Annotated in this window: 16 protein-coding genes; 6 read left to right on the plus strand and 10 right to left on the minus strand. The window is 41.7% G+C overall.

The window, feature by feature from the left end; translation table 11 throughout:
• Positions 1-29 precede the first annotated feature (29 nt).
• The 3 genes from rodA to PL11201_RS13740 all read right to left on the minus strand — a co-directional run bounded on the left by rodA (position 30) and on the right by PL11201_RS13740 (position 2,647).
• Complete coding sequence (gene rodA / locus PL11201_RS13730) at positions 30-1,283, minus strand: rod shape-determining protein RodA (protein ID WP_079679418.1); 1,254 nt, start codon at positions 1,281-1,283, stop codon at positions 30-32.
• 24 nt (positions 1,284-1,307) lie between these two features.
• Complete coding sequence (locus PL11201_RS13735) at positions 1,308-1,658, minus strand: VOC family protein (RefSeq protein WP_079679420.1); 351 nt, start codon at positions 1,656-1,658, stop codon at positions 1,308-1,310.
• Between the two features lie 80 nt (positions 1,659-1,738).
• Positions 1,739-2,647 (minus strand): tetratricopeptide repeat protein, encoded by a 909-nt coding sequence (locus tag PL11201_RS13740; RefSeq protein WP_079679422.1) that lies wholly within the window; start codon positions 2,645-2,647, stop codon positions 1,739-1,741.
• Positions 2,648-2,958: 311 nt separating this feature from the next.
• On the opposite strand from PL11201_RS13740, the gene PL11201_RS13745 reads away from it, so the two are divergent.
• Positions 2,959-4,011: a hypothetical protein gene (locus PL11201_RS13745; RefSeq protein WP_079679423.1), complete on the plus strand. Its 1,053-nt coding sequence runs from the start codon at positions 2,959-2,961 to the stop codon at positions 4,009-4,011.
• A gap of 105 nt (positions 4,012-4,116) precedes the next feature.
• Here the strand turns inward: PL11201_RS13745 and PL11201_RS13750 are convergent, their stop codons facing one another.
• The 3 genes from PL11201_RS13750 to pds all read right to left on the minus strand — a co-directional run bounded on the left by PL11201_RS13750 (position 4,117) and on the right by pds (position 7,848).
• On the minus strand, positions 4,117-5,292 hold the full coding sequence (locus PL11201_RS13750; protein WP_079679425.1) for a homocysteine biosynthesis protein: 1,176 nt from the start codon (positions 5,290-5,292) through the stop codon (positions 4,117-4,119).
• Between the two features lie 162 nt (positions 5,293-5,454).
• Positions 5,455-6,381 carry a 15-cis-phytoene synthase CrtB gene (gene crtB, locus PL11201_RS13755; RefSeq protein ID WP_079679427.1) on the minus strand — a complete coding sequence of 309 codons (927 nt, stop codon included), beginning with the start codon at positions 6,379-6,381 and terminating at the stop codon, positions 5,455-5,457.
• A 30-nt stretch (positions 6,382-6,411) separates the two neighbouring features.
• The gene (gene pds / locus PL11201_RS13760) at positions 6,412-7,848 is read right to left on the minus strand and encodes a 15-cis-phytoene desaturase (protein ID WP_079679428.1); all 1,437 of its coding nucleotides are present in this window, start codon (positions 7,846-7,848) and stop codon (positions 6,412-6,414) included.
• A 246-nt stretch (positions 7,849-8,094) separates the two neighbouring features.
• On the opposite strand from pds, the gene PL11201_RS13765 reads away from it, so the two are divergent.
• The 4 genes from PL11201_RS13765 to mgtA all read left to right on the plus strand — a co-directional run bounded on the left by PL11201_RS13765 (position 8,095) and on the right by mgtA (position 15,747).
• A complete protein-coding gene (locus PL11201_RS13765) occupies positions 8,095-9,438 on the plus strand; it encodes an AAA family ATPase (protein ID WP_079679611.1) in 1,344 nt (447 codons plus the stop codon).
• Positions 9,438-10,352 carry a DUF4435 domain-containing protein gene (locus PL11201_RS13770; protein WP_079679430.1) on the plus strand — a complete coding sequence of 305 codons (915 nt, stop codon included), beginning with the start codon at positions 9,438-9,440 and terminating at the stop codon, positions 10,350-10,352. The genes PL11201_RS13765 and PL11201_RS13770 overlap by 1 nt, the downstream gene beginning before the upstream one ends.
• A 138-nt stretch (positions 10,353-10,490) precedes the next feature.
• Positions 10,491-13,124 carry a cation-translocating P-type ATPase gene (locus tag PL11201_RS13775; RefSeq protein WP_079679432.1) on the plus strand — a complete coding sequence of 878 codons (2,634 nt, stop codon included), beginning with the start codon at positions 10,491-10,493 and terminating at the stop codon, positions 13,122-13,124.
• Positions 13,125-13,200: 76 nt separating this feature from the next.
• Positions 13,201-15,747, plus strand: a complete 2,547-nt coding sequence (gene mgtA / locus PL11201_RS13780) for a magnesium-translocating P-type ATPase (protein WP_079679434.1) — start codon at positions 13,201-13,203, stop codon at positions 15,745-15,747.
• 186 nt (positions 15,748-15,933) lie between these two features.
• Here the strand turns inward: mgtA and PL11201_RS13785 are convergent, their stop codons facing one another.
• A complete protein-coding gene (locus PL11201_RS13785; RefSeq protein ID WP_079679436.1) occupies positions 15,934-17,907 on the minus strand; it encodes a serine/threonine-protein kinase in 1,974 nt (657 codons plus the stop codon).
• A 125-nt stretch (positions 17,908-18,032) separates the two neighbouring features.
• Between PL11201_RS13785 and msrP the strand changes: the two genes are divergently transcribed.
• Positions 18,033-19,004 carry a protein-methionine-sulfoxide reductase catalytic subunit MsrP gene (msrP, locus tag PL11201_RS13790; protein WP_079679438.1) on the plus strand — a complete coding sequence of 324 codons (972 nt, stop codon included), beginning with the start codon at positions 18,033-18,035 and terminating at the stop codon, positions 19,002-19,004.
• A 2-nt stretch (positions 19,005-19,006) separates the two neighbouring features.
• On the opposite strand, the gene PL11201_RS13795 is transcribed toward msrP, so the two are convergent.
• The 3 genes from PL11201_RS13795 to PL11201_RS13805 all read right to left on the minus strand — a co-directional run bounded on the left by PL11201_RS13795 (position 19,007) and on the right by PL11201_RS13805 (position 22,174).
• Positions 19,007-19,789 carry an ABC transporter permease gene (locus tag PL11201_RS13795; protein WP_079679440.1) on the minus strand — a complete coding sequence of 261 codons (783 nt, stop codon included), beginning with the start codon at positions 19,787-19,789 and terminating at the stop codon, positions 19,007-19,009.
• 97 nt (positions 19,790-19,886) lie between these two features.
• Positions 19,887-21,017 carry a histidinol-phosphate transaminase gene (locus tag PL11201_RS13800; protein WP_079679442.1) on the minus strand — a complete coding sequence of 377 codons (1,131 nt, stop codon included), beginning with the start codon at positions 21,015-21,017 and terminating at the stop codon, positions 19,887-19,889.
• A 320-nt stretch (positions 21,018-21,337) separates the two neighbouring features.
• Positions 21,338-22,174: an Rpn family recombination-promoting nuclease/putative transposase gene (locus PL11201_RS13805; protein WP_079679444.1), complete on the minus strand. Its 837-nt coding sequence runs from the start codon at positions 22,172-22,174 to the stop codon at positions 21,338-21,340.
• Positions 22,175-22,303 lie beyond the last annotated feature (129 nt).

Here is a 22,303-nt window from a genome sequence, read left to right on the forward strand (position 1 = left end):
ATTCCTATAGGTGTCAAAGGTAAAATTGCTTAAAACTTAATCCTTTGTCGATAGTTGGCGACCGATTGTACAATTCCAATGGCTATCCAATTACTCAATAATGAAGATCGACCATAACTTAAGAAAGGCAAAGGAATTCCGGTAACAGGTGCTATACCAATATTCATCCCAATGTTAACAAATACCTGAAATAATAACATACAAAGGACTCCAATAGCAATCAAAGACCCAAAAGAATCCTTAGCAGTTTGGGCAATAATCACTAAGCGTAAACAGATAAACCAAAAAATAGCTAATACTGCAATGCAACCGATCAAGCCCAACTCCTCACCCACGGCGGAAAAGATAAAATCCGTATGTTGTTCAGGAATAAAATTCAATTGAGTTTGAGTCCCATGATTAAGTCCCCGTCCATATAATTGTCCGGCACCAATCGCAATTCGAGACTGAATTAAATGATAACCACTCCCCAAAGGATCTTGCTCAGGATTCAAAAACCCAATCAGTCGCATTTTTTGATAATCTTGCAACACATTCCAGAGGATATGGCTTAACTCCCCGGCTGCTAAATTCACTAATAGGGCTAAAGGGCCAGTGAGCCATCGCCAGGGAAGACTCCACCAACCGACAAAACCCATTAATATAGCCCAGACAATTCCCGCTGGAAAATAGATATTAAAAACAACTGCCGTGATTACCGGAGAAAGCAGCAAAATTAGCCAACCCGGATGAATATTACCCCAATACATCATCCCCAAAGTAATCGCACCAAACACCAAAGAAGTTCCCAAGTTAGGTTCAATAAAAACCAGCCCCCAAGGAACAGCAGCGATCGCTAAAATCCGAATCATATCCCTCAAATTTGGAGTTTTTAACTCTTGAAGTAAAGCCGCTAAAGTAATAATAATTCCCACTTTAGCAAACTCCGAGGGTTGGACATGAAAACCCGCAATATTAATCCATCGTTGCGCCCCTAATGCCGTTGTCCCAATAATTTGTACCGCAATCAACAACAAATTTGTGATTCCATAAATCACCCATTTCCACTGAATTAGACGTTCATAACGACAACGGGAAAAAATTAAAGCTAAAGTAAAACCAATCGCTCCCGTCACCCAATGTTGCCACCAATCAGTTAAACCTTGGTTTAACTCCACACTGCGGATCATAATTCCCGCAAATACGGTGAGGAGAAGACAGGCTCCCATCAGCCACAAATCCGCCTCCGCCCAGGCATAAAACATTGAACTCCGGCGACTTCCCCATCGAATTTTTTGAAACATAGTTTTTACTTAAAACACTATTACTTATTTAATGGGTTCATACAGGTATTCAAAGCCATTTCCGTCAAGATCTCGCCCATAAAAGGAGGCCGTACCATCCCGATGTTCATGAATCGTTGTAACGGGAATCCCTTGGGCCTTTAGGCTGTGATAGGCACTTTCCATTTCAGTGCGATCACTAAATACAAAACCAAAGTGAGGGCCAGCCTGGTCATAACCCGGACTCAGTAAAGCTAATCCGTCCTCACCCGCTTTTAAATAAGCCCAGTCTGCATCCTTCCAAACCAAATCCATCCCTAAGTTTTGATAAAATGCCACGGACAAGTCAATATCATTTACACAAATGGCAACATGGCCTAGACGTTTCAAGTTCATGATTAGATTGAAAAAATTAATGTTTCCCTAACTCTATTCTAGGGAATTATAACTAGATTTTGGAGGAGAAAGCCACCAGTTTACTCCGCCGGTTTTTTAGGTGCGGAATTAGCTTCCGGTTTAGTTTCTAAAGCATTAGGAGAAACCGGTTCAACCGACTTAGCTGGAGCTATACCAATACCAGCTTGTTTTTGAATTTGATCTTTATAAACTGCTGGGGCTAAATCCACCGCCTTAGCGAATAAAGGTTCCGCTTCTCCCGAATTTCCCTGTTCTTTTAAAACTAGAGCTTTAGCAAAAACTGGACGAAAATCTTTTTCATCATTTTTGATCGCTTCATCATAAATAGCGATCGCCTCATCATAGCGTTTATCTTCAGCATAAACCTGTCCCAAAATTAACTGCACCGACATTTCATCAATCGTATTAGGTACAGTTTGATTCGCATTCGCCGCCGCTTTGAGGGTATCCTGTAATAATCCAATCGCCGCTTCTGGACGTTTTTGTTGTAAGAATAAATTTGCTAAACCTTGCAAAGCTTGAATATCTCCAGGTTGACTGGCTAAAACCGTGCGATAGGTTTGAGCCGCTCCTTCTTGATCTCCGGTATAGGCTTTCGCCTGTGCCAATAAAATACTGTAGCGTGTATCTTCAGGATGTTTTTTCGCCAGTTTCTCTAAAGGTTCAATCACATCCTTCATTTCGGCCTGCTTAAACCGAATCAGTTCTAACCTGGCTTGTAATAGACCCTTCAAAGCCGTTTCATTATCGGGTTCTCGCTGCAATACTAACTCATAACCCCGGGCTTGTGCTTGTAAATCCGATTGTTTACCCGCTTGAGCCGATTGTGTGGGAGTGGGAGTCGGTTGTTGTTTCGACTGATTGTTCTGGACAATCCCACTAATCAGTGGCCCCATAGAAAATCCCACAAAGGCAATCACCGCTAAAACCAAGACCACACTAATTAACCCACGACGTTTATCTACCATGAAACTCAATCCTGTACCTATGAGGCCAACTTCCTTGCAGCTAATATGTTAACAGAAACAGTTCCTGTAGAAAGTCCTGGGTTTATCCAATCCGCATGGGGATTCAGTACAATAAGCAAGTTAACCCGTATCAATTTTGATTGCAACGGCCGCCTCCTGCTCAAGCAGGGGTGCAAATGTTGAAATGTCCTGATAGTGTTGATCCTTGATTTAAGTTTAGTATAAAGCCCCGGATCAATTTTTAAAGAAAAAGGGTTTTTACTCGCCGTGTCCTTGCTCCCATAAGGGATATGTCTCCGCTAAGAGGTGTTATGAGTCCTTCTCCGAATCGTTCCTCTCGATCCAAACGTTCTTCAAGCTCAACTCCAGCCAGTGAGCCCGCCGTGAATATGTCTCAAGATGTCTCCATTGATACACCGAACGAAAGTGAAAGTGTAATTGTAGAAACGCCAGAAACGCCAGAAGATCTGCCCCAGACGAGCCTTGGCACGTCTGAGCCGGATCAAATCGATGAAACCGCAGAATCAGAGCCAGATGCTCTCGACTCGATCGAGCGACTCTGGCAACATCCGATTCCGCCCCCCAGCGAAGCCCGTCAATATCGAGCCATTGGATTGGTTCATGGCCGATATATTGCTTCTGCGGATCAGTTTACCCAGGGAACTTTACTCACCAGTGAAGGGAAACTACTCGATGCCGTGTTATTGGGTCGGGTCATGAGTTTAGTGAAAAAACATATTGACTTAGATCAAGATCATCTTTGGGTGGTTTATCCCCGTACCCGCCAAGAAGAAGATAATCTGCACGTTCAAATTATGGGGGTTTGGGAACCCCAAACCCTGAGATCCGATGAATCACCCGAGGATTCCACCGCCGTTACTTCTGAAACTCAATTAGCAGCATCAGAGGAGAAAACGGGAGCTTTGGCGAATGTTCAGCCGGGCTATTTTTCCATTCGGGGTGAAGTGGTTTATCAGTCTCAAGAAGTTGAGAAGTATGTGATTGTTAAAATTCGCCAAGCTCCCCGCAAAGATAATGATAAACCTAAGTTTTTTAAGCTGAAACTCCTAGGGATTGCTGGGATGAGAGCCGTTGGTCATTTCTGGGATTTACACGTTCAGTTACAAGAAGATTATTTAGTCATCCAAGAAAGCCATGATATCGGCATGATTCCGACTAAAAAACGCCGACCTCCGTTTCAAAAAGGAGGCCCGAGAAGACCATCCGGTCAAGGTCAGTTTAACGCTGGATCTTCTCATCCTCCCTATAAACCCAAATTCCCATCGGATGATGCTCCGCCCCCGGCGCGTCGAGAACCAATTCCTAAACCGTTAAAACGCAAATCTTCCCCGGAAGAAAGCTAAAATCAGTTATCAGTTATCAGTTATCAGTTGTAGGGGCGGGTTCATCAAAAGGCGCGGTAATTAACAAAAATCTAACAGAACCCGCCCTTACCCGTTATCAGTAATTCACTCTAAACTAATTTGAGAACCCCAAGTATTTTGGGGAATAAAGGAACGATTGTCAGAGATGGGAGCCACGGGTTCTGTGAGGGTAAAATTGCCGGATTCAATCCATTTTTTTAACTCTTGGGCAACTTCACGGGAACGGGAAATACTGGCGAGGGGGGCGGTTTTGATGGTTTTGCCTTCTAGGTCAATTCTGCCTTTTTTCAGTTGGCTATAAGTCACTAAACCAAAGGTAGGACGCACCCGCCGAGGAATCGCAAAATCAATCACAGGTGCCACAATATCTTGATCGGAAACGGCACAACGAGCGATAACGTCTTGATTCAACACAGGGAAAGGAATTCCTACCCCTAACATTAATGAAGGGCCGTAGTTTTTGAAATAACAACCCCGTACCCAATAGGGATTCATTTGTTTTGCATCTCCAATTAATGCTAGGGTCGCCGCCGGGCCGATGGGAGTCCGATTTTCTAAGCGTTTTTGTAGGGGAAAATGTTGGGTTCCTTCCCAAGTAATATAGCCAATTCCTCCTCCGATAAAAATTTTAGTTCCAATGCCAATTAGTTGTAAATCAGGATCATTGAGCAGGGGGTTTAAGGCGCCAGGATTAGAATAAACCGCATTTCCTAAATAGGGTTGTAGGGGGCCGAGATAAGTATATAGAGGGCGATCTCCTCCATTCACCCCCACAATAAAATTTTGATAGAGATTGCGGGGATTAAATAGGTAAAACTGGTTAATTGTATCTCGGGTGATTGTGGTTTCAAAGGAGTTACGAGGATAACAGTCAGAAACCACCCCAGAGGCTTTCAGATGAATCGATTTTCCCGCAATTAAATCTTCAATCACATGACCTCCACCGCGTTCTCGGGTCTCCTCCAAGTCTTCGATCATTTGCGCCGCACCCAAATATAAATCTACCGCTCCAAAACCACTATAGGCCGGAACTCCATCTAACCAACAGGTTTTAATATTAATTGGGGGGTCGGTATGACCTAAGTTAATCACAGCACCGGAGCCTTCCATCGGTTCAAAGGTTCCAGTAGTAATCACATCAACCTGTTCAGCAATTTGGGCTATATTGTCCGGGGTAACTCGGGCTTTGAGTTCTTCTACCGTCCAAACAACGGCACGATTTTGAATAATTTTATCATTAATTTCAGCAATAGTTTTCATTGGTTTTGGGTTCGAGGTTTAAGAATATTCCTTATAGTGAATGGGCAATAAAAGTATTCTAAGATTGCTGGTTTCCTATTGCCTTCTGCTCTATATTTTCCATTCTCAAATCGTCAGAATCCCGATTCAGTGCAGGATCAAACCTACGCGGTAAAAAGCAACTTATAACACCTTAGCCCTTAATAATGCAATGGGTAGTGAGATCATTTTACGAACTTTAGGAACATAAGCCCGTTTACTAAATACATCATAGTGATTGCGTTCAATCGCATCTAAAATTTGTCGATATAAAATTAACGCCGTCCAAACTGGCCAGCGAATATCCTGATTTAAAACACTAATTCCTCTTTCTGCTTCCGCGTAGAATTTCCGCGCCCTCTGAATTTCAAAGCGCATTAATCCCTGCCAACGCTCATCCACAATCCCCTTTAATAAATCCGCTTCTGTATAATTAAATAACGCTAAATCATCTAAGGGTAAATAAATTCGGCCCCGTCGCGCATCTTCCCCCACATCCCGCAGAATATTGGTGAGTTGATTAGCAATTCCTAAAGCAATCGCTTCTTGATTCGGAATTATAATTTCTGGGTTAGGATTCCAAGGAGTCGCCAGAGGAGGTTCTATACCCATCACCGCCGTTGACATTAACCCCACCGTCCCCGCCACCCGATAACAATAGAGTTCCAACTCCTGAAACGTCTGATAGCGGTTGCGGTATAAATCCATCCGTTGACCCGCAATCATATCTCTAAAGGGTTGAATATCCAAAGGAAAACGATGGAGGGTATCCACCAAAGCCACATCCACATCATCCTTTGGATGTCCAGCAAATACTGCTTCTAGGTGTTCTTCCCAACGATCTAAGGTTTCCTCCGTCGTTGTCGCTGCCATTGGCCCATCGACTAACTCATCAGTTCGACGACACCAAACATAGATGGCCCAGATAGCCCGACGCTTGGCCTCTGGCATCAATTGAGTTCCTAAATAAAACGTTTTGGCATACTCCGCAGTAACCTGACGGCAGAGTTCATAGGAGTCTTCCAAAGATGCCAGAGTTCTCATGCACGGAGTTTTAGAAAGTTGTAGCATTCGTTGTTCTGCTGACCGACAGTGGATAAGCTAGGAAGGGATAGGAGTTGGGGAAGCAACATCAGCCTCGGGGGTCGCTAAAGCCGGAAAACGATCAGAAGTGAGATCTTCTTGAATCGCCTGTGCAGTTAGCTTACCAGAAAGCACAGCCCCTTCCATACTGGCGAGATAACGCTGCATCGTGTAATCTCCACTCAAATAGAAATTAGGGATTGGCGTTCTTTGGGAGGGACGATGGGCTTGCCGTCCCGGGGTGGCTTTATAAACCGAACGGGGGGTTTTCACAACGTGGGATTTCAGCAATTTGGCTTTGTGGGGAATTTCCTCGGGAAAGAGTGTTTCCAACTCCGCCATCGTCGCGGCCACGATTTCCTGATCCGATTTACTAATCCAATCCTTTGCCGGAGCCAATACCAATTCCAACATAGAACGGTCAGGATGGGAATACTCTTTACAGGTATTACTCATATCCGCATAGACGCTGAGTAGGGGAGAACGGGAAAACAGCAAATGGTCAACATTTGTTAACTTCCGATCAAACCACAAATGCACGTTAATCACCGGAACCCCTTCTAAGCCCTCTAGCTGTTTAAAATAGTCCATTTGTTGCCAAGGCTGGGGTAACATCACCTTCAGGGGGTCAACGGGCATGGCGCAAACGTAGAGATCGGCCGTTAATACCTCGTCGGCGGTATCCTCTAACCCGCGAATTAAGAACCCGGCAACAGTTCCATCTGGGTTGAGTAAAAATTCCTTGATCGGAGCATTCAAACGCACTTCCCCCCCCCGTTCGGTGATGTAATCTACCAAAGGTTGACACAAACGTTCCGTAGGAGAGCCATCTAAAAATGCCATTTTAGAGCCGTTTTTTTCTTGGAGAAAACGGTTTAGGGCGGTTAAAATTACCGTTGAGGAGATTTCATCGGGATTGATAAAATTCAGGGCTTTGGACATGGCAATAAACACTTCTTTCTCAACCCTGGGCGGAACATTCTGAAGTTTCAGCCATTCGGAAAAAGAATATTTATCCATTTCCTCGACGTATTTCTGACCCTGGAGCATGGCGGGAATTAATCCCAAACCAAACCGGATTTTCTCCAGCCAGGTCAACATATCATTATTACGAAGAATAGCAACCATCCCGTTAATCGGGGCGGGAAGATCAGGAAAATCAAACCGAGAATAAGTTCCAGGTTTCTCCGGTTGGTTGAAGATCATGGAATGTTCTTTCCATTGCAGCCGATCTTCGATGTCCAATTCTTTGAATAACTGCAACATATTCGGATAGGCGCCGAAGAAAATATGTAATCCGGTTTCGTACCAGTCGCCGTCTTTGTCTTTCCAGGCTGCAACTTTCCCCCCCAAAACGTCCCGTCGTTCTAACACGATGGGAGTGTGACCAAGATCGGTGAGATACTTGGCACAAGCCAGTCCCGCTAAACCTGCTCCAGCGATCGCAACTCGCATCAATAACCCTTGGTAAATGTTTTCTTAATGTTTTTTCTGATTATACGTTACATCTTGTTACATTCAAAGGAAACCAAGTCAAAAATTCCGGTGCGGGGTGTTGGGGGTGGACGGTTGAACGTCGGGACGGCTTTACCGCAGGGGCGGGTTCTAATCAATCTAACCTATACTATACTTATCATGATTAGCCTTCAAGATAAGTTGTAGCTATGTACCCAAAGTTATAATTTCTATCTCTGTATGAATATGATATCAAGTAGCTTAAAATCTTTTTCGGTGTACGGACTTTTCGGAACAAATGACGTACATATTCCTTTTGATGAAAATATTAAGATTTTGATTGGTGAAAATGGACTTGGCAAAACCCAAGTCTTAAATATGTTTTATTATACTCTTTGTAAAAAATTTGAAAACCTAATTGATTACTGCTTTGATAAGCTAGAGTTAGAATTTTTTGATGGCGAGACTATTTCCATCAGTAAAAACGAAATTGAACAGACATTTTTTAAACATCCCGTTGCCATAGAATTAATTAATCAAATTGGAGTTCGGAAATTTATTGACCTCAAAGAAGAATTTGCTAATAAAAGTCTTTCTAGCTATCAAGTTAGAAACAATCCTAAAATTATACAAATCCTAGAAGATCTACCCTTTTCAATGGGAATGATTTTAGAAACTTTACGAAGATTATCTGATGAAAATGAAGAAAATTTTTCAGCAAATTTACAACAGAGTAGAAAAACAATCACAGAAAGGTTGAATCAGAGTGAAATTATGTATTTCCCTACTTATAGACGGGTTGAAGAAGATTTAAGAAACCTGGGTTATGATGAAGAACAGTTTCATAAAGAAGATAATAGATTAATTCATTTTGGAATGACTGATGTACGGAAACGTTTTGATGAAATTGAAAATACAATTGATAAGCTTTTAAAAGAAGGGTTTTCTAAAATTTCGGGGGAAATTTTAAGTCAATTAGTTAAGGGATTTACAGATACAGATACAAGCATTTTGAGTCGCATTGATCAAAATGATATTGAAATCATTTTAGCGAGAGTAGGTGAGCAACTTTCAGAGGCAGATAAAAATGAAATCAGAAATATTGTGGTAAATCAAGAAATAAAAAATGACTCGCTATTATATTTTTTACAAAAGTTGATTGAAATCTATGAAAAACAGAAACCGTTAGACAACTTTATTAAAGTATATAGAGATATTTGTAATAAGTACCTGATCGACAAAAAAGTATTTTATGATGAAAGTGCGATTAGAATTTTTGTCAAGTCAGACTTATCGGGTGAAGAAATACAATTAAGTAAACTCTCATCAGGTGAAAAGCAAATCATATCGATTCTTTCTAAAATTTACTTAGCTGAGGATAAACAGAGGTTTATCCTACTTTTTGATGAACCGGAATTATCATTAAGTATGATTTGGCAAAGGCAATTACTTCCTGATATACTCAACTCAAATAAATGTGATTTTCTATTAGCCGTAACTCATTCACCTTTCATTTTTGATAATGAGTTAGATCGGTATGCTGTTGGCTTGAATGAATATGTTAAACCTGCAAAAACTCTTACTGCCTAATGCTATACATAGATGAACTTAGAAAAAGTCGTGATAAAGCCCAAGTTGCTTATCAAGAATTTGCTCTTCATACCAAACAAGGTAAGGATGGTTTATTTTGTTTTTTTGAAGGCAAAGATAATGCTTATTATGTTCCAAGAATCAAGCAGTTTGTAGAAAATTATCACCCAATTAGATGTGGTGGTAGAGAAAAAGTATTGCAGGTTTACAACCTGATTAAAAATCATAGGGAATATGATCAGTATAAAAAGGCATTTTTCATAGATAGGGATTTTAATAGTTCTTTACCAAATCATAATCCGCCAATTTTTGAAACGCCGTGTTATTCTATTGAAAACCTATATGTTTCAGTAGATGTATTTAAGGAAATTCTGAAAAATGAATTTTCCTTATCAGAAGTGCGTGATGACGCTTATAAAGTTTGCTTAAAGCTTTTCATTGAAAGACAACAAGAGTTTCATTTGGCAGTTAAGCTGTTAAATGCTTGGTATGCTTGTTTGATAGCAATAAGAAATACAACAGGCAGACAAACAGGTGTAGATTTAGACGATAATTTACCTAAAGGCTTTATAGAGCTTACCTTAGATTCAGTTTCATCAAAGTATGATTTGGAAAAAATCAAACAGACTTTCCCAAACGCTACAGAAGTTACACAGGAATTGCTAGATCAAAAACTTGTTGATTTCTCAAACTGTGAACAACATAAAGTATTTAGAGGTAAGTATGAAATGGAATTTTTACTCATCCTTATTCAATTGATTTTACAGGATTCAAAGAAATCCCAAAAATACTTAACAGATAAAATAAAGTTCACTTTTAGCGATACAATAAGTAACGAGCAAGCAATAAATACATTTTCAGGATATGCAGAGACACCTGAAAGTCTGATTGAATACTTGAAGGAAGTCACCTAAACAAAAGAATAACTTAGAATAAAAGATGCTCATAAACAGAATAAAAATTTATATGACTTCACGATTTCCTCAAATTTGGCAATTAACATCAGTCTGAAATTGCTCTGCCTTTTATATCGCATAGGAAAAAACGGGATTATGGTTTCACCACTTGATATTAATACCGTTACTGGCCTATCTGAACAAGATGCGATCGCGCGACTGAAAGAGGAGGGCTACAATGAACTCCCCTCGGCGGGATCTCGTAATCTTTTCTCGATCGCTTGGGAAATTATCCAAGATCCGATCTTCCTATTGCTAGTGGGGGGCGGAGTCATTTATTGGGTTTTAGGTGACCTACAGGAAGCTCTGATTTTATTGGGTTTTGTCTTTTTTATCACCGGAATTAGTCTCTACCAAGAAGGTAAAACCGAACACGCCTTAGAAGCCTTACGGGATCTTTCCAGTCCTCGCGCCTTGGTAATTCGAGATGGGGAGCGAAAACGGATTGCCGGGCGAGAAGTGGTTCGGGGAGATACTTTAGTCTTAGCAGAAGGCGATCGCGTACCTGCGGACGCCATTGTGCTTTCTTGCTCAAACCTCTCCACCGATGAGTCATTATTAACTGGGGAATCCCTACCTGTACGCAAAGTTGCCGCCGTGGGTAACGTGGAGATGGCGCGTCCGGGGGGAGATGAGTTACCCTTTGTATATTCTGGCACGTTGGTAGTTCAGGGACAGGGAATTATTCAAGTCCAAGCCATCGGCGCTCAAACGGAGATGGGCAAGATTGGCAAGGCTTTACAAACAGTCAAGCCAGAAGCAACCCCCTTGCAACGGGAAATGAATCAGTTAGTCAGCCGTTTGTTTGGTATCGCTTTATCCCTGTGTGTGGTGATTGTAGTAATTTATGGACTGACGCGAGGAGATTGGCTGAAAGGATTTCTGGCTGGAATTACCTTGGCTATGGCAATTTTGCCGAATGAATTTCCGGTTGTTGTCACCATCTTTTTAGCATTAGGAGCTTGGCGAATTTCTCAGAATCAGGTCTTAGCTCGTCGCACTTCTGCGGTGGAAACCTTGGGTTCCGCAACGGTTTTATGTGTGGATAAAACTGGGACGCTGACTCAGAATATTATGGCGGTGCAACAACTATTTGCCTATAACCAGGAAGAAAACCCTCAGCCATATAATTTAGAATCTCATTCAAAAGAGCCACTTCCTGAATCGGTGCATGAATTAGTAGAATTTTCCATTCTAGCAAGTCAAAGAGATCCCTTTGATCCGATGGAAAAAGCCTTTAAACAATTGGGCGAGCGCTCTCTGGCTAATACCGAACATTTACATAACGATTGGAAACTGTTGCGAGAATATCCCCTCTCACCGGATCTATTAGCAATGTCTCATGTTTGGCAATCAGCCGATGGTAAACAATATGAAATTGCTGCCAAAGGAGCGCCAGAAGCGATCGCCGATCTCTGTCATTTTACCCCCGAACAACAGCAAATTCTGGTAGGGCAAATTACTAAAATGGCAGAGCAAGGATTGCGGGTATTAGGTGTTGCCGCATCATCTTTACTTGATGCGCCACCCCCATTTTTACCTCCCCATCCTCTGGTGAATCCCGATCATTTACCCGATCAGCAACATGACTTTCCCTTTCAATTTCTAGGATTAGTGGGACTTTCCGACCCAGTGCGTCCAACCGTGGCGGCGGCGATTCAAGAATGTTATACCGCCGGGATTCGAGTCGTGATGATTACCGGGGATTATCCGGCCACGGCTCAAACCATTGCCCGTCAGATTGGATTGATGCAAATGGGGGCGATTTTGACTGGGGCGGAATTGGATGGGATGAGTGACGCTGAACTTCAGGAGCGGATTCAAAGTACAAATATCTTTGCCAGGGCAATTCCCGAACAAAAATTACGGATAGTTAATGCTTTAAAATCCAAAGGAGAAGTCGTTGCCATGACCGGAGATGGCGTCAATGATGCCCCGGCTTTAAAATCAGCCCAAATCGGGATTGCGATGGGTGAAAGAGGCACGGATGTGGCTAGGGAATCGGCGGCGTTAGTGTTATTAGATGATGATTTTTCGTCAATTGTGCAAGCGGTAAAACTGGGGCGGCGAATTTTTGATAATCTTCGCAAAGCCATGGCTTATCTTTTAGCAATTCATATTCCGATTGCTGGGATGTCTTTAATTCCAGTATTGTTTAAGTTGCCATTAGTATTACTTCCGGTTCACGTTGCCTTTTTACATTTAATTATTGATCCAGCTTGTTCAATTGTGTTAGAAGCTGAACCCGCAGAAGAAAACGTAATGAAGCGTCCTCCTCGCAATTCTAAAGATCCTTTATTTGGTAGGAAAACTGTGGGTTTGGCGATGTTACAAGGGGGAGCAATTTTAACGATTGTTCTCGTAATTTTTGTGATTTCGCTATATCGCGGACAAGGGGAACTTGATGCCCGGGCGTTAACGTTTACGGCATTAATTTTGGCAAATTTAGGACTAATTTTGAGTGAAAGTTCTTCGCTGCCCCTGAGCTTAAAAATACTGAAATCCCCTAATACTGCCCTTTGGTGGGTTATGGGTGGAGGAATATTTTTTCTGGCGATGGTGCTTTATGTTCCCTTCTTGCGTCAATTGTTTAGCTTCTCTTTTCTGCATCCAATTGATATTGCTATTTGTCTACTTGGTGGCGGGATTAGTTTAGTCTGGTTTGAACAGTTAAAGTTACTTAATCAACCCCAAGGAGTTATTAAATCTAAACCAGGAAGACCTGTCTAAGAAAATCTATAGGGATGCTGGAGATCCAGCAATAAAGACTACTTTATTTGTTCTATTAAAAATAACGGAAAAAATAATGAATCCACAGTCCACATTTTGGAACTTATCTACAGATCAAGTGCTTCAGCAGACGCACTCTACAACCGCAGGATTAAGCGGTCAAGATGCGAAACAACGCCTGAGCCAGTACGGCGCAAACAGCCTCAAAAAAACACAAAAAACCAGCGCATTGATGCTGTTGTTCAATCAGTTCAAGAGTCCGATTATCTTGATTCTGATTTTTGCCGCGATCCTATCAATTTTTGTTCAAGATGCGACAGATGCCATTATCATTTTGACGATCGTCCTCATCAGTGGGCTATTAGGATTTTGGCAAGAGCGAGGCGCCTCGAACGCGGTCGAAAAATTATTGGCATTAGTGCAAGTTAAAGCCACTGTTTTGAGAGATGGTCAATCTCAAGAAATCTCCAATAAGGAAATAGTGCCGGGTGATATTGTCTTGCTTTGTGCAGGTAAAAATATTCCGGGCGACTGTCTAGTTTTAGAGTCGCAAGATTTATCGGTGGATGAAGCTGCACTGACAGGAGAAACTTATCCCGTTGATAAATTCAGTGGTGTATTACCTGCTGAAACAGGACTCAGCCAACGCACTAATTCTCTCTATATGGGAACTAATGTTATTAGTGGAACGGCGAAAGCAATAGTCGTTCATACCGGAAAAGAAACTGAATTTGGCAAAGTATCGGAACGCTTGAAACTCAGACCTCCCGAAACGGAATTTGAACATGGACTCAGCAAGTTTGGCTACTTTCTGATGGAAGTAACACTAATTTTGGTAGTTCTAATTTTTGTCGCCAACGTCTACCTCCATCGTCCAGTGCTGGAATCTTTTATGTTTTCTTTGGCGCTCGCGGTTGGTTTAACTCCCCAATTGTTACCTGCAATTGTTAGTGTTAACCTGGCTCGTGGGGCCAAGAAAATGGCTCAAAAGCAGGTGATTGTGAAGCGTTTACCCGCGATCGAAAACTTTGGCAGTATGAATGTGTTTTGCACCGATAAGACGGGTACGCTGACGGAAGGAGAGGTAAAAATTCACTCTGGGGTTGATGGGTCGGGTCAAGAAAGCGATCGCGATCACGAATCCTCGACGCAGGCGAATCGCGTTCTCCTTTACGCGTATTTGAATGCCGCATCTGAGTCGGGTTATGTAAATCCGATCGATAAAGCGATTCGTGAATACAAAACTTTCGACATTTCTAGCTATCAAAAGCTGGATGAAGTGCCTTATGATTTTAACCGCAAACGTCTTAGCATTCTGTTTAAAAAAGAGAATACACATCTGATTGTTACTAAAGGCGCACTGAAAAATATTCTCGATGTTTGCTCAAGTGTTGAAACTGCTGACGGTAAAAAGATAGACATTGTAGACCAGCAAAAAAAACTCCACCAAGAGGCGGTGGACTTGGGTAGTAAAGGATTTAGAGTTTTAGGTGTGGCTTATCGTGATTTTAATCAAGATTCCTTCAGCAAAGATGATGAAACCGACATGACATTTCTGGGCTATCTTGCGCTGTTTGATCCCCCCAAAGCTGGCATCGCAGACACCCTTAAAGAGTTGGAACAGTTGGGAGTCACTACCAAGATGATTACCGGAGACAGCCAGGCAGTTGCTATTAGTATTATTCAGCAGATAGGACTACCTGAACCCAAAATTTTGACAGGCTCCGAACTAGATAAGCTCAGTGATGAAGCTTTGCTCCATCGAGTACAATATACTAATGTTTTTGCTGAGGTAGAGCCAAACCAAAAAGAGCGCATTATTATTGCTCTCAAAAAAGCGGGGAATGTAGTTGGATATCTGGGAGATGGCATTAATGATGCCTCTGCGCTTCATGCGGCTGATGTTGGTATCTCAGTTGAGAGTGCTGTTGATGTTGCCAAGGAAGCCGCGGACATTGTGTTGATGGCAAAGGATTTGAATGTTCTTGTCCAAGGCGTAAAGGAAGGACGGGTGACATTTGCTAATACTTTAAAGTATGTCTTTATGGCAACTAGCGCCAATTTTGGCAATATGTTTAGCATGGCGGGAATTTCTTTGTTTTTGCCCTTTTTGCCTCTGCTACCCAGTCAGATTTTGCTGACGAACCTATTAACTGATTTCCCTGAATTGACGATCGCGACCGATCGCGTAGACCGAGAGTTAGTCAGCAAACCCCGTCGGATGGATATTCAGTTTATCCGCAACTTCATGATCGTGTTTGGTTTACTGAGTTCCATATTTGATTACCTGACTTTTGGAGCACTTTTGTTGCTACTGCACGCTCAACCAGAACAGTTTAGAACAGGGTGGTTTTTGGAGTCTGTAATCTCAGCTTCGATGGTTGTGTTAGTCGTTCGTACCAGGCAATCTATTCTCAATAGTAAGCCAGGAAAATACTTATTGATGGCAACGCTGGCAACTATGGGAGTGACAATGATTATTCCCTGGACACCTTTGGGAACCCTGCTCGGATTTCAAGCGTTGCCGTTGAGTTTTATGCTGGTTCTGGTGGCGATCGTGGTGTTCTATATCATCGCTGCTGAGAATGTGAAACGAGTGTTTTACAGCTACGTAAATTTTTAGTATTCAAGACTCAGCCCTAAAAAGGAGCTAATTCATCCGGGACAGATTGCAAATTGGTGCATCTATAGCAATCCTATTTGAGTTGTGTTCAAAATTCCTGATCAAAAGGGAACACCGCAACAGGGATAATACTTCTGACTGTTTCCCACACCATATTTGGGCAGGTTTTCAAAGCTGTTTCCTGTCCTAATGGCTGGGTAACAACTGCCAAACCTTCAGCGTATCATCAAAACTTCCACTCACTAAAGTATGATTTTGAGGGTTGAATGCCACATTTACCCAAGCTCGATGTCCTTTGAAGGTTCCAAATAATTCTCCATTATCTACTTGCCAGAGTTTCACCGTCCCCGCAAAATCCCCACTGGCAAGGGTTTGGCTATCGGGACTAAAGGCAACGGACTGCACCTTATCTCCATGACCCAGAAGAATTTGCGCCGGGGTATTACTAAAATATTGAGACTCTAATTCTTTTAAATCCCATAACTTAATCGAATGATCCCAACTACCCGTAGCCAAAGTTTGACCATCAGGACTGATCGCCACCGACCAAATCGCCTCAGAATGGGCCTTAAATGTCCGCAATAACTGTCCCGTGTGCCAGTTCCAAAGATCCACAATCCCGTTACTTCCGCCACTAACCAAGGTTTGATTATCCTGACTAAAAGCCAGGGACTCTACCTCTGTGCCATACCCTGGTAAGGTTTTTAGGGTTTGTCCGGTGGATATATCCCATAGCCGAATGGTTTGGTCACGCCCGGCACTGGCCACCTGCTTGCCATCGGGACTGATGGCAACGGCATAGACCCATCCTTGATGACCGTAGAGCATTTTTTTCTGACGGCCAGTCCACAAATCCCAAACTAAAATCGTTTTATCACCACTTCCACTCACTAAAGTCCGACCATCACCACTGATAGCCAAGGTTCCCACGGGTTGAGAATGTCCCAACAGCGTGTTAATTAATCCGCCAGTTTCCGCATCGATAATCCGAATTGACCCATCGGTATTCCCATAGACCACAAATTGACCATCGGGACTGACGGCCATCGACCACACTGGGCCAATGTTCTGTACCAATGTCCGCATCGCTGGGCTGGGTTTGGGGAGAATGGGGGTAAAAGTCTCCGGGGGGGAAACCGAAATCTCAGGAATCTGATAAATGGGTTCTACGGGTTCCATGGGCTCAAAGTGCGATTGAGGAATTCGTGAACTCAGGAATAGGGATAACATTGCCAAAGCTGCACCCCCCAAAGCGGTTAACGTCCATGGATGTTGACTAACCCGAGGGAGTTTAATTGGAATCGGCCCGGATTTTAAGTCTCGGATTACCTCGACCGCCGAAGTATAGCGTTGAGCCGGGTCACGTTCAATTAATCGATTCAAAATTCGGGTTAGGCGATGACTAATGGGGGTTTTGAGATAATCCTTCCAGACCCAAGCATTGGTTTTAATATTCCATAAATCAAAGGGGCTCATTTGAGTCAGTAGATGCAAACAAGTCACCCCTAAACTATAGAGATCATTTTTGGGACTAATTTCTCCTTGCAGTTGTTCGGGGGAAACATATTCGGCTGCACCTTGTAGGGGGTTTACTCCAGCAAAATCAACTAAAACCAGTTGTTTTTTGATCGGAGAATTCGGATGGGAAACGGGACGACGAATAATATTTTCCGGTTTAATATCCCCATGAACTCTATTTTTATGGTGAATGGATTCCAGAATCGGTAGAATTGCACTCAATAAATCCCAAATTTGCAATTCTGAAAACACACCCTCTTGTTCTAGTTCTTCGGCTAAATTGCGTCCGGGAATATAATCTTGTACAAGATAACTATAGCTATTTTCTTCAAAGCAGGCTAATAATTCAGGCAGGGCCGGATGCTGACTAATCTGGTCTAGGGTTTGGCTATACAGACGAAATTCTACCCGGGCTTCGGGAGTAGATAGGGGAGAATCAAGAGATTGTTTAATTACACAGCGCGGTTTGGCGGGTTTATCTTCATCAATTGCCAAAAATGTTCGGTTACAATGGTTTTGGCCCAAAACTCGAATCATACTATAGCGATTTTTGAGGCGCAGTTCTGATCCACAACTCTGACAGGAAATGGCGTGAGTCGGGTTCTGGGGGTTCTGACATTGGGGGTTGATGCAGTAACTCATAACCAGAATTTTTTAGTATATTTTTCTATGATAAGTCTTTCTGAAACTTTAGGTTAATTCAGGGAAGGCGATCGCCTATTATCTTATATATTGCCCATTGCCCATTCTCCTATTATTTTTAACCTATGGCTTTAATTCGTATTGTTCCCTCCTGGGAAATTTCGGAACATCAGATTACACCGGAATCTGTTTTTCTCAATCGTCGTCGGTTCATGAAAAGTTTAATTGGGGCAGGATTAACTGCATCGGCTTTATCTTTAGTGGGTTGTCAAGCAACTTCAAAAACACAAAATAATTCAGTACAGGGGATTTCCGATTTCAAAACCAATCCCAATTTTGCCACGGTTAATCGTCCCGTTACGGCGGAAGATTTAGCGACAAAATATAATAATTTTTATGAATATGGCGGAACCAAGTCTATTTGGCAAGCCGCCCAAGCCTTACCGTTAGAAGATTGGAAAGTTGAGGTTTCAGGATTAGTGAAAAATCCGAAAACCTATGATTTAGAGGATCTTCAGAAAAAATTCCCCTTAGAAGAACGAATTTATCGGTTTCGTTGTGTGGAAGCCTGGGCGATGGTTGTGCCTTGGTTGGGGTTTCCGATGCGGGCATTAATGGCGGCGGTTGAACCTAATTCCGAGGCTAAATTTGTCCGGTTTACCTCTTTTTATGATCCTAAAATTACCACCGGGCCAGGATTTTGGGCTAATGGTTATCCTTGGCCTTATACAGAAGGATTACGAATTGAGGAAATGGCAAATGATTTAGCCTTTTTTGCCGTAGGAATGTATGGAAAAACCCTCCCGAAACAAAACGGCGCTCCTTTACGGATGGTACTCCCTTGGAAATATGGATTTAAAGGAGCAAAATCCATTGTTAAAATTGAATTTTTAAATCAAAAACCCGCGACGTTTTGGAATACTTTGGGCCCGGATGAATATGGTTTCGAGGCGAATGTTAATCCCAACAAACCCCATCCCCGTTGGTCACAAGCCACGGAAAGAATTGTTAGCAGTAAGCCTAGTTTTTCTTGGGAAAAACAGCCAACTTTACCCTATAACGGTTATGGTGAATATGTTGCTAGTCTTTATTCTTAATATTAACTTGATGCACTGGTATAAAATTTTAAGGCAAATTGCCAAAATCTAGCCGAAATAAATAATAATCCCAGGGCTAAAAATCCTGATCCAATCACCCAGGATATGTCAGTTTTTCCTAGGATTGATTCTGCTGGAATTGTTGTTAAAAAAGCGACGGGAACAATAAAGGTAAAAAAGAAACGATAAGCCATAGGATAAGCCACCATTGGATATCTTCCGGCTTCTAATAATCCCTGCAATACTTCCGTCACATTATAAATTTTTACAAACCAAATACTGGTCGCTCCCAGGATAAACCAGATACTATATAAACTGATCATTCCAAAGGAAAGAGGTAATAAACTGGCTAAATAATCTCTCCAGGTTAAGCCCAGTTTACTACCTTGATAAGCGACAATTGAACACCCAAAAATTAGGTCAGGTGTTCCCCAAGGAGAAACCATACGAGTCGATAGCCAAAATTGACTGCCGAGGGGTTTAAGCAATACAAAATCTAAGGTTCCATCTTGAACATGGGTGACAATTCTGTTTAAATTGGGAACTAATATTGTTGTGGAAAATCCTTGTAATATTGTAAATATTCCCAAAACAACTAAGACTTCTTCCCAACTCCATCCTTCAAAACTGTAACCCGTTCGATAAAATAAAAATAGGCTAAAAATACTGCCAATTAAACTTCCTAAACTGGTGATGGCAGAAATCAGAAAGTTAATCCGATATTCGAGTTCTGCTGCGATCGCAGTTTCCCAAAATAACATTAAAATCTTAAAATAGCGTTGCATAATTCATACAAAATTAACAACAAATCCATTGTAGGGGCGGGTTCACCCAAATGTTAAACTTCTATATAAACCCGCCCAAACCTGTTTTTTTACTTTACTATAGAACAGAAAATAATCGTTCAATCGTGCGTTCATTTTCGTCAGGACGACCAATGGTAATTCGCAGTCCTCCTCCAGTATGACGCACTAATGTTCCTTTGGTTTTTAATTGTTGCATAATCTGGTTTAAGGCTTGATCGGAATTTTGTTTGTCAGCGAGTCTAATATAAATAAAATTAGCATCACTTCGCCAAATTTTTAACTGTTTATTTTCAGTTAAAGCATTAATTAAACGAGTCCGTTCTCCTAAAATTTCAGGAATTACAGCGAGTAAATCTTGACGATTATTTAAGGCTAATAAAGCTGCGGTTTGTGTGAAACTGGGAAGATTATAGGGAAGCCGAACTTTTTCTAAAGCGGTGATTAATTCGGGATGGGCGATCGCATATCCAGCGCGTAAGGAAGCTAAACGAAATGCTTTAGAAAATGTTCGTAAAATCACCCAATTGGGATGCTGTTTTAACTCCTCGATAACGCTGGTTTGACTAAACTCAAAATAGGCTTCATCAATTACCACTAAAATCTGTTCCGGTAAACCACGCAGCCAGTTTAATTCATCTTCTGTTAACGCATTGGCTGTGGGGGAATTGGGATGAACTACAAATACAACTCGAATAGGAGGGTTTTGTGTTGTTTCAATCGCAGTTTTAGCCCCGTTTAAATCCATTTCAAAGGTGTCTTGATGCCTTTCTATACTAACAACGGTCATCCCTAAAGTTTGAGCAATAATTCCATACATTGAAAAGGTAGGATTAGCCACTAAAATTGAGCCTTCTCCCCCTAAACAAGTCGCAATTAAGATAGATCTAATTAACTCATCTGACCCATTGCCAACGGAAATATTCTCAGGATTGACAAAGGCTTCATAATTAGAAATAATCTCGTTAATATAACTAGCGATCGCAATTTTTAACGGAAAATGACTGCCATCAGGATAACGATTCGTTTCAATTTCATGTTGATACGTCCACGCCAGCTTTTGTTTTAATTCTTCAGGTAAATCATAGGGACATTCATTAGTATCTAAACGATCTAATATTTGAGTCTCGATAGGACTGCCAGAATTGCCTCCCGGGTGAGGAGCATAGGCGTGAAGTTGGTTGAGGTCGTTGCGAAGAAAAGACAGCATGGCGTTGAGGTAATTGTAATTTTTTATTGAGTTTAGACAAGATCTATTATCTCTTAATTTAGACTAAAATAACATCCCAAAAGCAATATAGCAATCCTCAATGATTGGTGATCAAAACCTGTAGGGGTTGGGTCTCCCAATCCAGGCGCAAAGTGGGTTGGGAGACCCAACCCCTACGATAAAATATTACAATCCCTACACGGATTGCTATATTTTTTACCTCCTAATTTTTGTGGAGCTATTTATTATCCTGATTCAATAGAATAAATTTGCATCTTGTTAACCTCCCTTCATTAATCCTTAATGCTGCAAAAGCTAATTTACAAAGATGGAATTTCTTCAACACTTAATCCAGTTGCCTGAACAACTTGCTCTAAACTAAAACCCATTCGTAATAAATTTAAAGCAACTTCTTCCTTTCCTTCCAGTTTTCCTTCCAGTTTTCCTTCCAGTTTTCCTTCCAATTTTCCTTCCAATTTTCCTTCCAATTTTCCTTCCAATTTTCCTTCCAGTTTCCCCTCCAGTTTCCCTTCTTGTAGAATTTCTTGATAAATGACTGAATTTCGCATAAGATCACTCCTTAAAAGTCTTTTCACTATATCTTTATTTAAAACCAAACCCGCCAAAATTGCCGAAGCAGCAACGAGATTACTTTGAACCTGTTGATCGGTAATTCCCTCAATTACTTCAGCTACTTGACTTAATATCATGGTCGGATCATCGGTCTGACTCAGTACCGCAAAGGGTAACAATCCTGTTACATTTAAAAACCGTTCCGGCGGTTGTTCCCAAAGACGAATCACCTCAAACTGATGAAAGGTATTCTCCAGACGAAAATTATTTTCTTGGACTAAAGGAGAATTAGTTTGACCCAGATAAATCACCACCTGACGCATGACTTTGTTGGGAAAACGACGATAGACCCTTACCCGATAATCTAACATCCGAAAGGGGATTTTAACATCGGGTTCGGTTTGAAATTCTGTGTGCAAAACCAGATCATCCGATTGCAGTAAGATCAGAGAATCAGCCCGAATTGGTTCCAATGATAACTCTTGGGGACTCAACTCAGTTAATGCAACGGGAGAACCCAACAACCAACTCGCCAAATCTTCAGAAAAATTTTCTGCCAGAAACTTGCAAATACTGTCAAACACCCCGGATTATTCCTCCCCAATCATCTGACCTATTCATTTTACAATAAACAATTTATAATATAAACGTAAAAGTATTTTTTCTAATTAAATTTATCTATAGTAATCCTATTTGAGTTGTGTTCAAAATTC

This window comes from Planktothrix sp. PCC 11201, assembly GCF_900009135.1.
GTDB lineage: Bacteria > Cyanobacteriota > Cyanobacteriia > Cyanobacteriales > Microcoleaceae > Planktothrix.